Origin of the sequence: Shimia marina, assembly GCF_001458175.1 — a bacterium.
GTDB classification, from domain to species: Bacteria; Pseudomonadota; Alphaproteobacteria; order Rhodobacterales; family Rhodobacteraceae; genus Shimia; species Shimia marina.
This window is the reverse complement of record NZ_CYPW01000027.1, coordinates 548552-562197: the sequence shown is the minus strand read 5'-3', so window position 1 is coordinate 562197 and position 13646 is coordinate 548552. Positions and strand designations below refer to the sequence as shown.

At 55.8% G+C, this 13646-nt stretch carries 13 protein-coding genes; 2 read left to right on the top strand and 11 right to left on the bottom strand.

Annotation, left to right across the window (positions count from 1 at the left end; genetic code table 11):
• Positions 1-22: 22 nt before the first annotated feature.
• A complete protein-coding gene (gene tsf / locus SHM7688_RS15340; RefSeq protein ID WP_058240800.1) occupies positions 23-898 on the top strand; it encodes a translation elongation factor Ts in 876 nt (291 codons plus the stop codon).
• Positions 899-1858: 960 nt separating this feature from the next.
• On the opposite strand, the gene SHM7688_RS15335 is transcribed toward tsf, so the two are convergent.
• The 11 genes from SHM7688_RS15335 to SHM7688_RS15285 all read right to left on the bottom strand — a co-directional run bounded on the left by SHM7688_RS15335 (position 1859) and on the right by SHM7688_RS15285 (position 12662).
• Positions 1859-2623, bottom strand: a complete 765-nt coding sequence (locus SHM7688_RS15335; protein WP_058240799.1) for a LuxR family transcriptional regulator — start codon at positions 2621-2623, stop codon at positions 1859-1861.
• 470 nt (positions 2624-3093) lie between these two features.
• A complete protein-coding gene (gene phoB, locus SHM7688_RS15330) occupies positions 3094-3783 on the bottom strand; it encodes a phosphate regulon transcriptional regulator PhoB (protein WP_058240798.1) in 690 nt (229 codons plus the stop codon).
• A gap of 21 nt (positions 3784-3804) precedes the next feature.
• Positions 3805-4500 (bottom strand): phosphate signaling complex protein PhoU, encoded by a 696-nt coding sequence (gene phoU / locus SHM7688_RS15325; RefSeq protein ID WP_058240797.1) that lies wholly within the window; start codon positions 4498-4500, stop codon positions 3805-3807.
• Between the two features lie 14 nt (positions 4501-4514).
• Positions 4515-5312: a phosphate ABC transporter ATP-binding protein PstB gene (gene pstB, locus SHM7688_RS15320; RefSeq protein WP_058240796.1), complete on the bottom strand. Its 798-nt coding sequence runs from the start codon at positions 5310-5312 to the stop codon at positions 4515-4517.
• Positions 5313-5329: 17 nt separating this feature from the next.
• A complete protein-coding gene (gene pstA / locus SHM7688_RS15315; protein ID WP_058240795.1) occupies positions 5330-6679 on the bottom strand; it encodes a phosphate ABC transporter permease PstA in 1350 nt (449 codons plus the stop codon).
• Complete coding sequence (pstC, locus tag SHM7688_RS15310) at positions 6676-8145, bottom strand: phosphate ABC transporter permease subunit PstC (protein WP_058240794.1); 1470 nt, start codon at positions 8143-8145, stop codon at positions 6676-6678. The genes pstA and pstC overlap by 4 nt, the downstream gene beginning before the upstream one ends.
• Before the next feature lie 67 nt (positions 8146-8212).
• Entirely contained in the window at positions 8213-9265 is a 1053-nt protein-coding gene (locus SHM7688_RS15305) for a substrate-binding domain-containing protein (protein WP_058240793.1), read from the bottom strand.
• Between the two features lie 152 nt (positions 9266-9417).
• Positions 9418-10503: a sensor histidine kinase gene (locus SHM7688_RS15300; protein ID WP_058240792.1), complete on the bottom strand. Its 1086-nt coding sequence runs from the start codon at positions 10501-10503 to the stop codon at positions 9418-9420.
• A gap of 107 nt (positions 10504-10610) precedes the next feature.
• Positions 10611-11138 carry a gamma carbonic anhydrase family protein gene (locus tag SHM7688_RS15295; RefSeq protein ID WP_058240791.1) on the bottom strand — a complete coding sequence of 176 codons (528 nt, stop codon included), beginning with the start codon at positions 11136-11138 and terminating at the stop codon, positions 10611-10613.
• Entirely contained in the window at positions 11138-11779 is a 642-nt protein-coding gene (gene gmk, locus SHM7688_RS15290) for a guanylate kinase (RefSeq protein ID WP_058240790.1), read from the bottom strand. The genes SHM7688_RS15295 and gmk overlap by 1 nt, the downstream gene beginning before the upstream one ends.
• A 4-nt stretch (positions 11780-11783) precedes the next feature.
• A complete protein-coding gene (locus tag SHM7688_RS15285; RefSeq protein WP_058240789.1) occupies positions 11784-12662 on the bottom strand; it encodes a YicC/YloC family endoribonuclease in 879 nt (292 codons plus the stop codon).
• Positions 12663-12938: 276 nt separating this feature from the next.
• On the opposite strand from SHM7688_RS15285, the gene SHM7688_RS15280 reads away from it, so the two are divergent.
• On the top strand, positions 12939-13640 hold the full coding sequence (locus SHM7688_RS15280; protein WP_058240788.1) for a PAS domain-containing protein: 702 nt from the start codon (positions 12939-12941) through the stop codon (positions 13638-13640).
• Positions 13641-13646 lie beyond the last annotated feature (6 nt).

Below are 13646 nucleotides of genomic sequence, written 5' to 3'. Positions count from 1 at the left end.
ATTCTGACGAGGAGAGCCTAAGATGGCGATCACAGCAGCAATGGTTAAAGAACTGCGCGAGATGACCGGCGCAGGCATGATGGACGCGAAAAAAGCGTTGACCGAAACTGACGGCGACCAGGAAGCAGCAATCGATTGGCTGCGCACCAAAGGTCTGGCGAAAGCGGCCAAGAAATCCGGCCGTACCGCTGCCGAAGGTCTGGTGGCAGTCACTGTTGAAGGTGGCAAAGGTGTTGCCGTTGAGGTGAACTCCGAAACCGACTTCGTTGGCAAAAACGCGGACTTCCAGTCCATGGTTGCCAAAATCGCTGGCGCCGCCGTAAACGTTTCTGACGTTGACGCGCTGAAAGCAGCGGATCTGGGCGGCAAAACCGTTGAAGAAACCGTGACTGACGCGGTTGCCACCATCGGTGAGAACATGTCCGTGCGCCGCATGGCCTCCGTTGAAGGCGACGTTGTGACCTCCTACGTGCACAACCCAGCCACCGACGGCATGGGCAAAATCGGTGTTCTCGTGGCGCTGAAAGGCGGCGATGAGGCATTTGGTAAGCAGGTTGCCATGCACATCGCAGCGGCCAACCCGCAGGCTCTGGGCGAAGCAGACCTCGACCCAGCCATCGTTGAAAAAGAGAAAAACGTTCAGATCGAGATCGCACGTGAATCCGGCAAGCCGGAGCAGGTGATCGAGAAGATGATCGTGGGCCGCATGAAGAAATTCATGTCCGAAGTGACCCTGCTGGGTCAGGACTTCGTGATCAACCCAGATCTGACCGTTGAAGCAGCGGCCAAAGAAGCTGGTGCGGAAATCGTTGGCTACGTCCGCATGGAAGTGGGCGAAGGCATCGAGAAAAAAGAAGAAGATTTCGCAGCAGAAGTGGCCAAAGCCGCTCAGGGCTAAGTCCCGCTCAAATCACACGATCTTCAAACGCCGTTCAACATGTGTTGGGCGGCGTTTTGCTTGCGTGTGGTTCTTCGGTGTTCAAGGTAGAACAAGAAGGTCGCGCCGGTTAAGCGTTGTCAGCGCAAAGAACAGCTACCAGAAGACCGGACGCCGCCCGTCAGGGCGACCTTCAAAGATGGAAGCCTGCTATGAACAGCGGCGGTCAGAATGGGCAGCTCAAGCCAGACAGGGTTGAACGACCCAAACCGCGACACCAATCGGTAGCAAGATGGTCAAAGCGTGTAGGACATTGATCGCAAGCGTTCTGTCGAACTCTTCATACCTACCGCCGCCAAGAGCGCGTCTTTTAGGCCGAAACTATTGTGACGGGCGATGACGACCGTCAGCACGACCAGCATAGGCCAAAATGCTAGATGCACCAAAATCAGACTATCACCACAAGGCAAATTCGCTTTCCTCGCTCAAATTCATCGCCATAGAGTTTATGATTGAGCTGGCCCCAGAAAGGCCTTTCAACCCTTCGATATATCATGTCTACCGGCTTAAAAACCTTGCTTGCGTTGCATCCAGGGTGACACTTCTGCTTTGCAAACCCAGTGACATTTCTACCGGGTATGCAACATACCAACGTCGTTCTGATCTTTGCTTGTGCTCAGTGCAAAAGCCATTTCACAAATAAAAACGGCGCCACCTGAAAAAGGTGACGCCGCTCTTTCCAAAGGGCCTCCAAAACATGGGGATGGGGAGGCCACCGAAAAATGTCAGCATGGGTATGAAAATACATCCCATGCCAACGTCCGGGTTGATTACCGGTCGACCAAGAGAGCTTCGAAATTGCGAAGTTCGTAGCCGATTTGTTCCAAAGGCCAAAGCCACCACTCACGGAACAATCCAATTTTGCCACTCTAACACAAGATCCACAAGTCAGGGTAACCTTACTATTGACGCTATTATGCGTCAGTTTCGCCCCTCTAGCAAGTAAATTTGGTGCATGAAGGACGCCTTCAAAAGTGCCTGCGCTGTGGTCTCTACGTTCATAGCGTCACGCGCCAAACGCAAGTGTTTCTCGACAGTTGCAGGCGTACGTTCAATCAAAAGCGCGATGTCCTGAATGGTTTTTCCGTCGCCAACCCACTCCAGAACCTCGCGCTGTCGCTTGGTCAATTCGCGCTCTGGGTTATTGTAGGGCAGGGACTGGATTTTCAGATGTGTCACATTATTGATCAGCGTTATTTCGCGGCCAGATTTCTCCCACATGGCATCGATGGCCTCTTGGCTGTAATTCTCATGAGCGCCGAGAGAAATGGCACCTTTGGTGCGCGACGAAACGGTTGGGAAGCTCACAGTGTAGCCGGCATGCAGGCCATATTCCTGGTTCACCTGAAACACCCGCAGCTGTTTTGGCGTGAGTTTTCCGGCCTTGTAGGCTTGTTTCACGATGCTCCAGCTTTGCGCACCGGAGTTTTCAAGCGACCATTTCATCATCGGCCCGTCAAAGTACAGACCATCGCCGATGAAGCGATCCAGATAATCACGTTGGTGATTGGAGAGGACAAAGAAATCATCCGCATCACCGAGCGAGGCGCCGTTGCGGTAATTGGTGTAGCCGTACATGATCTTGTCAAAGCCAAACGATGCCATCTTTTCGCAATGCATCTCCCAAAGCGCCTCAAGGCTGATCTGGTTCAACACTTCTTCGATGTAATCCATTGTGGAATCCATAACTTGTCTCAATCACTCAAGCGCAGATTATATCCGCGCAGCCCGTGGGGCACGTTGTCTTACAGGGTGAATTCACTGCTAAATTGTTGTCATTCATCCCCATGAACTGCGTAAAAAGGTATAGTAAGCCTTACCTGACTGTCCAGATGGTCAGGAAGGGATTCACGATTGGCTCACGATGGTAGTGTAATTACCATAATACCAATTATGCGAATTATGTAGTCAGCGATTTAGCGTGACGTAGCCCACCTAAAAGCGGTGACGATAATGAAATTGCGGGATCCCTATCGGAGATCTCACAACCTCGTCCTGACCTGAGTGACCTTTTTCTAACAAAGACTTAATGGGTGATCTTCACTTATGGCGTTTCGGGCTTAGCTTGGGACATAAATACCCTGTAGTGCCAACGGCATTCTCGGGACACTCGTGTCACTAGATGTTTCAGTCAAAACCCGAAACGCTTCAGGAACTCATCCGAGCGCGTAGCCCGCGCCACGCACTGTGCGCAGAGGATCATCGCCGCCATGCACGCAGAGCGCCTTACGCAGGCGTCCGATGTGGACGTCAACGGTCCGGCTGTCGACATAGATGTCCCTGCCCCAGACACGGTCCAGCAACTGTTCTCTGCTCCAGACGCGACCAGGCTTTTCCATAAATGTTGCCAATAAGCGGAACTCCGTTGGCCCAAGCCGCAGCGCCGCATCGGCGCGGGTCACGCGATGGGTTTCGGCATCAAGAACAATGTCTTCATAACTCAAGGTCTGCCCAACCGAGGATGGTCGTACACGGCGCAGCTGATTGCGCACCCGCGCCATGAGTTCCATTACCGAATATGGTTTCACCACATAGTCGTCGGCACCGGTTTCCAACCCGCGCACGCGGTCCACTTCCTCAGAACGCGCAGAGAGCATGATCACTGGAATATTCTTGGTTTCTGACCGGGTTTTCAGGCGGCGGCAGATTTCAATGCCAGAGGTTCCTGGCAGCATCCAGTCCAGCACGATGATGTCCGGCATGACTTCCTGTACCATCATAAGCGCCGTGTCGCCATCGGCGGCGGCCTCTACGTCGAAACCCTCCGCCTGAAGGTTGTAGCTCAGAACTTCGCGCTGTGCGGGTTCATCCTCGACCACAAGCACGGTGGGGTGATCTTTTGCCATCTTTTTGGTCTCTCAAAATTCTTATGCGTCCAGGCGTGTGGCCTTCGGACGCGCTTCTTCCGGCATGGAGCCGGTCACCAGATAGATCACCTGCTCGGCAATCGCGGTCACGTGGTCGCCCATGCGCTCGGTGTTTTTCGCCATGAAATGCAAATGCATACAGGGGGTGATGTAGCGTGGATCTTCCATCATGAAGGTCAGGAATTCCCGGAACAAGGCATTGTACATCTGATCAACATTATGATCGCGTTCCAGCACGTCCTTGGCGCGCTCCACATCACGCTGAATAAAGGCATCCAGCACATCCGTCAGCATGTGTTGCACTTCCTGCGCCATACGGCGCAGCGAACTGTGTGCGCCCTCGACGCGTTCCATATGCACCAGCACCGACGTGCGTTTCGCCATGTTTTTGGCATAGTCGCCAATACGCTCCAGGTTGCCCGCAATCTTCATCACAGAGAGCACCACGCGCAGATCCACCGCCGCAGGCGCACGCAGCGCAATCAGGTTGGCGCATTGTTCGTTGATCATATCTTCAAGACCGTCCACGGCCTTGTCGCCTTTGATCACATGCGCCGCCAGTTCCTCGTCGCGGTTCTGCATCGACATGGCCGCCTCACCGATGGCCTCCTCAACCAGTCCGCCCATTTTCATGACGTTGGCCTGAATGCCCTCCAGATCGCGGTCAAAGGCAGAGAGAATGTGTTGATCGTTCATGGTCCAGGGTCTCCTTAGCCGATCCGGCCGGTGATGTAGCTTTCGGTGCGTTCGTCTTGCGGGTTGGTGAAAATCTGCGAGGTGTCACCATATTCCACCAGATTGCCGAGGTGGAAGAACGCGGTCTTCTGGCTCACGCGGGCGGCCTGCTGCATGGAGTGCGTCACGATCACCACAGAAAACTGATTGCGCAATTCATCAATCAGCTCTTCCACCTGCGCGGTTGCGATTGGGTCAAGCGCGGAACACGGCTCGTCCATCAAAAGCACTTCTGGCTCTGTCGCAATGGCCCGTGCAATGCACAGACGCTGTTGCTGACCGCCGGACAGGCCGGTGCCCGGCGCATGCAGACGGTCTTTCACCTCATTCCAGATCGCACCACGGCGCAGGGATTTTTCGACGATTTCATCCAGATCCGCCTTGTTCTTGGCAAGGCCATGGATGCGTGGCCCATAGGCGATGTTGTCATAGATCGACTTGGGAAACGGGTTGGGCTTCTGAAACACCATACCCACTTTGGCGCGCAGCTGAACAGGGTCAACGCGTTTGTCATAGATGTCCTCACCATCAATCAGAATGTCGCCGTCCACGCGGCACACATCAATGGTGTCATTCATCCGGTTGATGCAGCGCAGGAAGGTAGATTTGCCACAACCGGAGGGGCCGATGAAGGCCGTCACAGAGCGTGCGCCAATCTCGACGTTCACGTCTTTGATGGCATGTGTGTCACCGTAGTACACCTGTACATTTCGGGCCGAAATTTTGGTCGTATTCTGGTCCACGTCGGTCCCCATTTTTGCGATATCATACATGGATTTCTGTCCTTGGCTTACCAGCGGCGTTCGAACCGGCGGCGCAGGATGACTGCGAGAGTGTTCATAGAGATCAGGAAGATCAAGAGAATGATGATTCCCCCCCAGGCACGTTCGTAAAACGCTGGATCCGCCCGCTTGGCCCATTCGTAAATCTGCGCTGGCATGGCAGAGTTCGGTGACAACAGCCCCTCGCCGATGGTTTCGGGCATGTTGGAGGCGATAAAGCCGATCATCCCAATCAGCAGCAATGGCGCCGTTTCCCCCAGGGCCTGTGCCAGACCGATGATGGTGCCCGTCAGGATGCCCGGCGCCGCCAGTGGCAGCACGTGATGGAACACTGCCTGCATTTTGGAGGCCCCTACCCCCAGCGCTGCGTCGCGGATACTGGGCGGAACGGCCTTCAGGGCGGCGCGTGTCGAGATGATGATTGTCGGCAAGGTCATCAGCGTCAGAACCAACCCGCCAACCAATGGCGCGGACTGCGGCAGATGCATATAGTTGATGAAGACTGCCAGACCCAAAATGCCAAAGACGATCGAAGGAACCGCGGCGAGGTTTGAAATATTCACCTCAATGATGTCGGTGATCCAGTTCTTGGGGGCAAATTCTTCGAGATAGATCGAAGCCGCAACCCCGATTGGCAGCGCCAGTGCAAGCACCACAAGCATCATGAACAGACTGCCCACCATGGCCACGCCAATGCCCGCAGCCTCAGGGCGCTGATCAGAGGCATCTGCACCGATGATGAAGTCGATGTTGAAGGTTTTCTCAAGCACACCCGCTGCGATCAGTTGATCGACAAAATCAAGCTGCGCTGCGGTGATATTCTTGTCATTGGCAATGCTCTCACGGCTCACGCGGCCTTTCAGGTAGCCATCCACGCGGCTGTTGGCAAGAAACCGGAACTCGATGGTTTCGCCGATCTTATCCGGATTTGCGATCACATAGCCGCGCAGCTGGCTTGCTGCGGACTTTGACAGGATTTTGGCCATGTCCTTGGTTTTCAGATCTGTATCAATCCCATGTTCCAGAACGGATTTTTCAAACGCCCCTTTGATCAAAGGCGCATAGCCAAAGGTTGTCACCTTTTTGATCTTCTCCAGATCACGGGTGCCGGATTTGTCCAGCTTGCTCTCCAAAAGTTCCACCTGCATGGTCACAAAGGTTTGTGAAAACGCTCCGGTGCCCTTGGACAGAATGGTATACAACAAAGTCACCAGCATCAGCAGGCCAATCAGAATGGCCACAATGCCATAGAACTTGAACCGGCTCTCTGCGGCGTTGCGGCGCTTGGTGCGAGCATCCAGCCTGTGCAGCGAGCTCTGGGGCGTTCCAGCGGAGTTGGGCTGAGAAACGTCGGTCATTCGTATTGCTCCCGATATTTGCGCACGATGTAAAGCGCCAGCACATTAAGGCCGAGGGTCAGAACAAAGAGGGTCAGCCCAAGGGCAAAAGCCACAAGCGTTTCCGGGCTGGAAAAATCGCCATCACCGGTCAATTGGCTGACAATCCGGGTGGTGATTGTGGTCATGCTCTCAAAGGGGTTGAGGCTGAACTTGGCAATCGCCCCTGCCCCCATCACCACAATCATGGTCTCGCCAATCGCGCGGCTTGCCGCCAGAAGAATGGCACCAACGATACCGGGCAAGGCGGCGGGGATCACAACCTGGCGAATGGTCTCGCTTTGCGTCGCCCCCAAGCCCAGAGATCCGTCGCGCATGGCCTGTGGCACCGCGTTGATAATGTCATCAGACAGTGAGCTTACAAATGGGATCAGCATGATGCCCATCACCACACCTGCCGTCAGAACCGACGTGGCGCCGCTCATCCAATTCACGCCCAGAGCGCCCGTCTGACCAAACAGGTTGATCAACATTGGACCTACTGTCAGCAGCGCAAACAAACCATAAACAATGGTTGGAATGCCTGCGAGGATTTCCAGCAGTGGTTTTGCGAAAGCGCGGGTCTTGGGGCCAGCATATTCAGACAGGTAGATCGCTGCAAACAGTCCAATGGGTACAGCCACCAACAGCGCGATAAAGGAAATATAGAGCGTTCCCCACAACAGCGGCAGGATTGACAGTTCGCTGTCACCACGGAAATTCGGTGCCCAGATGGTGCCAAAGAAAAAGTCTTTCCAACTGTGCAGACCAAAGAAATTGATGGTCTCAAACAACATCGACAAAACAATGCCCACGGTGGTCAGGATTGCCAGAGAGGCCGCCGCCATCAAAAGCGCAAGAACCGCTCGTTCAACCACATTCCGGGCACGGTAATCCGGCTTGGTACGGATCATGGACAAGACAAGCCCCGTCAAGGACAGCGCCAGGACCACCACCATACGGGCCGTGTTTCCGGTGCCAGAGGCAACAAGATAGGATTTGGCCGCCGCCAAGACTTCTGGGCGCACATCCTGTCCAAGGGCCACACCCAGTTCACCAAGCGTGGCACGCACATCCGCACTGGCCTGCAGCGCGTCGACTTGCGCCATATTCATCGCGCCGGTTTCAACAGCCGTATACAGACCATCCGCCACCCGGCGCACATCCGCCATAACCAGATTGAGGTTGGAGCCCTCCGGAATCATCTCCGGGGCAATCATCGCGGACACCGTATTTTCAATCAGGCTTGGCTGGATCAACAGCCACAGAAGCAAAACGCCCAACGCAGGCACAGCTGCGCTCAGAGCAACATTCGCGCCATAGTAGACAGGCAGACTGTGCAGCGCGCGCACATCGCCCCCTGCGAGTTTCAATACACGGATCCGTCCAACAAAATACCCCGCCGCAGCGAGGGCGAGGACAATCAGGACAAGCCAGGAAAGTGGCATCTCAGGGCGCCTTTGTTTAGTGGAAAACCGGGCGGCACACATCTGCGCATCGCCCGATCAGAAGGGTTTACATGTTGGAGCCGAGCACGGCTTCGTCTGCAACAGCGTTCTGCGTGTCTGCCAGCTCAGGATCCGCAACCAGACCATATTCCGCCAGCGGGCCATCTGGGCCAGCAATTTCATCAGCGACGAAGAACTCAGCGTATTCTTTCAGGCCAGGGATCACGCCGATGTGCGCTTTCTTCACGTAGAAGTACAGCGGGCGGGACACTGGATACTCGCCGGTTGCGATGCTTTCGGTGGACGGCACGATGCCGGACATGGTCGCAACCTGAAGCTTGTCTGTGTTGTTTTCATAAAACGCCAGACCAAACACGCCGATGCCGTCTTTGTTGCTCTCGATACGTGCGAGGGTCTCAGTGTAATCGCCATCGATGTCCACGGACACGCCATCTGTGCGCAGTGAGATACACGCCTTCTCAGCGGCTTTGTGCTTGGCTTTGTCGGTGTCACCTTCGGCCGAGGCCAGCAGCACGTCAAAGGCGCCTGTCGCTTCACAGCCTGCCAGGATCACCTTGTCTTCAAACACTTCACGTGTGCCGTGTTTGGTGCCGGGGATGAATGCCTGCAGCGCCTGCGCCGGGAAATTGGCATTCACGTCAGCCCAAGTCTTATTCGGGTTGGCCACCATCTGACCATCCACGAGGATTTCGTTGGACAGCGCAAGGAACCAGTCGGATGGGGTGTATTCAAAGCCGTTGCCGTTGATGTCAGAGGCAAAAACGATGCCATCATAGCCAATGCGCACTTCGATGATGTCGGTCACACCGGCTTCTGCACAGGCTTTGATTTCTTTGTCTTTGATTTTGCGGGACGCGTTTGCCACGTCGATGGTGTTTTCGCCAACACCTTCACAAAAGCGCTTCAAACCTGCGGAGGATCCACCAGATTCAACAACCGGGGTTGGGAAGTCAAAGTTTTCGCCAAAAGCTTCGGCCACGATGGAAGCATAAGGCAGAACGGTGGAAGAACCGGCGACCTGAACCTGGTCACGTGCGGCAGCGGATGTGGCAGCAACGGCCGCGATGGCCAGAGCAGAGGCAGACAGTTTGACGGACATAAGTGTAACTCCATTTGATCCAGACTGTTCGTTGGCAGTCTCCTGCCGGGGTCTAAACAGCCTGTTCGAAGCTTTTGTGACACGTATGTAACAGCTATATGACAGTCACCCCAAAACTGTGTCAGACTGACAAAAAATGTCTGAACAACAGGTTAATCAGCGGGTATCAAGACTCTGAAAACACTCCCTTTTCCAAAAACACTGTCGATCTGCATCCGGCCGCGGTGACGGTTTACAATATGTTTCACAATTGCCAGCCCAAGCCCGGTTCCGCCCATTTCACGCGACCTGTGGGAATCGATGCGATAGAATCGCTCGGTCAGTCGTGCGATATGCGAATTGTCGATGCCCGGCCCATCATCACTCACCGCCAGCGCGTAGCCACGCTTGCGCACACCTACCCCTTCATCAGTATCCTCAAGCGTCACGGTCACAGTTGTGCCAGCGCCCCCATATTTGACCGCATTCTCCACGAGGTTGGTTATCACCTGCAAAAGCTGGTCCGCATCGCCCGGCACTGTCGCCTCTGCCCGCGCGCGTTCGTAAACCAATGCACAGCCCGCTTCTGATGCCACGGTTGAGAGGTTCTGAAGAACGGAGCGGATGACCTGATCCAAATCCACCGGATCCATAGGCCGCATACGGGAGACTTCCTCAACTCGGCTCAAGGACAAAAGGTCGCCAACCAGACGGTTCATGCGGCTGGCTTCCGTGGCCATGATCGACAGAAATCGGTCACTGGCGGCTGGATCCCCCCGCGCAGGGCCCTGAAGGGTTTCCACAAAGCCCAGAATCGCGGTCAAAGGGGTACGCAGCTCATGGCTGACATTGGCCACAAAATCACGCCGCATCTGATCCAGCTGCTGCACCTCTGTGACATCCTGAAAACAGATCAGCACCCCGGTCACGCTCACTCCGCCGCCTGAGAGGCGCAGGCCGCGATCATTGGCCTGTGCAGGCAGGCTCACCGGGGCACAGTTCACATCATAACGGTGCTCCTGCGGCCCATCGCTGTGCATATAAATCGCCCGATGCGCCTTGCCGTCGCGCAGGCAGGCAGCCACAGCGTCATTGAGGCTTGGCTGGCGAAACACCAAGACCAGCGGGCGATCCTGGTCGGCATGCGGATTGAGAGAGACCGCCTGCGCATTACCGGCCACAATGCGCGCCCGGCTGTCCACCAGCATCGCAGGCAGCGGAATGCCTTCCAGATAGTTTTTGTAGAAATCGCGCTGCATGTGATGTTCTCCAAATGCCCTTTTCGCACCGTCAAACCGGCACCCATCCATGCCTCAAACCGCTTAAACGTAACGGTTTTATGACGCTCAACTGGGCGCGCGCGACATTATTCGTCGATCTGTCGCAGTCCAGCGCGGAAACGGCGGGCATTGGCCTGATAATGCTTTGCAGATTGCGTCAGCCCCGTGATCGCCGCGTCATCAAGCTGACGCACAATTTTACCCGGCGCCCCCATCACAAGACTGCCATCCGGGATCTCTTTGCCCTCGGTGATCAGAGCCCCTGCCCCAATCAGACAGTTCTTGCCAATCTTTGCACCATTGAGCACGGTCGCCCCCATGCCGATCAGGCTGTTGTCGCCAATGGTGCAGCCATGCAGCATCGCCTTATGGCCGATGGTGCAATTCTGCCCAATGGTGAGCCCAAATCCCGGATCAGTGTGCATGACACAGTTTTCCTGCACGTTAGACCCTGCCCCAATGCGGATCTCTTCATTGTCACCGCGCAGCGTACAGCCGAACCAGACAGAACTCTCCGCCTCAAGCACCACATTGCCAATCACATTGGCATCGGGCGCAACCCAGCTGCTGTCGTCACATCGTGGTGCAATATCCTCTAACGCATAGAGCGGCATTAAGACATCTCCTCAAACTGCGCCTGCAGATCACGCACATGATTTTGCAACATCGGCTGCTGAATGCGGCGCATGCGCTCCGCTTCCACAATGGTTTTCAGCTTGGCCTCGGTCTCGTCCAGATCATCATTGACCAGCACATAATCATAATAGCCCCAGTGGCTGATCTCATCCCAGCTCTTGAGCATACGTTTGGCAATCACATCCGCACTGTCCTGTGCGCGGGTTTCCAGACGGCGACGCAGCTCCACAATGGAGGGCGGCAGAATGAAGATCGACAGCGCATGTTTGCCCAGATCGGAATTGCGGATCTGAATTTCGCCCTGCCAGTCCACATCAAACAACACGTCCTGACCGCTCTCAATGGTCTCGCGCACAGGGCCCGCTGGCGAGCCGTAAAAGTTGCCAAAGACGTGGGCATGCTCCAGCATTTCGCCCTCGGTCACCTGCCCTTTGAAGTCTTCTTCGGACATGAAGTAATACTCCCGCCCATGCTCTTCGCCGGGGCGCGGATCGCGGGTCGTGGCGGAGACCGAAAACGCCAGCCCGGGATCCCAGGCCATCAGCCGCTTTGCCAGAGTGGATTTGCCTGCGCCCGAAGGGCTGGACAGGATGATGAGAAGGCCGCGTCTGTCAGTCATTGTCTTATTCCACGTTTTGAACTTGTTCGCGCATCTGGTCGATCACGGCTTTAAGGTCCAGGCCGACCCGCGTCAAATCCACAGATTGCGCTTTGGAGCAGAGCGTATTGGCCTCCCGGTTGAATTCCTGCATCAGAAAATCAAGCTTGCGCCCGATGGGGCTGCCATTGGCAATCAAACTGCGCGCGGCGGCGACATGGGCCTTCAGACGGTCAATCTCTTCCATGACGTCCGCTTTGACCGCCAGCAGGGCAAGTTCTTGGGCCAGGCGCGCTTCATCAACAGCGTCGGCATTTTCCAGCACCCGTTCCATATTGCTGCGCAGCGCAGCTGCACTTTCGGCCCGGCGCGCCTCTGCAACTTCCGCCGCCTGCGCCGTCAAAGCCTCAATCTGCGCCAATTGATCCAAAAGCACAGTCTCCAGCGCCTGCCCCTCAGCCTGTCGCATATCCTTAAAGCTCTGAAGCAAGGCGGGCAGTTGCACCGTGATCTGCGCCATCAACGCCTTGCTGTCGGTGTCTTCCACCGCCGTTTCCAACACGCCGCGCAACGCCAGAAGGTCACTGCCGCGTGTGGGCGCCAGTGCCACCTCCGCCTCTGCGGCGGCGTCCTCTGCGGCCTTCAGCGCATTGAGAACGGCGGCAAGTTGCACCTTGTTGAGCGCCAGCGCGCCCTGCTCTTCGTCCTTTTGAACACGCAGCGACAGGTTCACACTGCCCCGCACAAGCGCTTTGGACAGCGCCGCACGCACCGCAGGCTCCAGCCCTTCAATCCAATCCGGCACCCGCAGCCGCAAATCCAGCCCCTTGGCGTTCACACTGCGCATGTCCCATGTCCAGCTGTGCCCAAGGGCGTCTCCCTTCAGCGTGGCGTATCCAGTCATTGACTCCAGCAAAGGCACCTCCTGCCATTTTATGTCTGCGCAGCTAAATCTATTCTGGCGCGAAGAGCAATGTTAACGGATCAAGCGGTTAACCATTCAAATCATTTTTTATCGCAAATCCTCTAAAATATGACATAACTGTTTTACGAGTTGTAAACGACTTTCTGAACCGACACGCCAGCGGGCCAGCACATAAGGCGCCTGACTGACACACACCGGTCGAAGGTCACCGCGCAAAACAGCGCACCAAGAGATATTTTTCCGGGGGGAAAAGTTGTGAGAATTTTTGGAGACGGTAAATCCAGCGCAGCCAAGGTGCACAGCATCGCGGTCATGCAAGATGTCAAAAGCTACTGGGAAGGTCTGCGTAACGGGCATCCCATCCCATACCGTAGCGAAGTGGATCCACGCAGCATTCAAAAGGTTCTCAAGCACGCTTTCATTCTGGAGCGCATCGCACCCGGCATGGCCCGTCTTCGGGTCTCCTGCAACACGCTGACCGATGTGATGGGCATGGACATGCGCGGCATGCCTATGTCCTCTCTGATCAACGGCGAGTCCCGTGAGAATTTCTCCGAAGCTCTGGAAAAAGTCTTTGCGGCTCCGGCCATTGGCCGCCTGGAACTCTCCACCTCTCGCCCCTTTGGGCGCAGCGGTCTGCAGGCAGAAATGATGCTTCTGCCTCTGCGCAGCGACAATGGCGAAGTCAACCGCATTCTGGGGGCCATCACCTGTGAAGGGGACCGTGGTCGTACGCCGCAGCGTTTTGATCTGGAAGGCAGCTTCCTGCGTCGCATTGACGTTCCCGGCAGTGCCAAACGCCTCATCAGCAGCGATGCGGTGCAACACAACAAAATCACTTTGCCAGCGCCAAGCTTGAAGGCACCGCTGCGCAAGACAGCTGCGGCAGCTGATGACATGCCACGCCTCATTCCGACAAAGCACCCACACCTGCGTGTGGTGGCAACCGACGCCTAGGAGAAC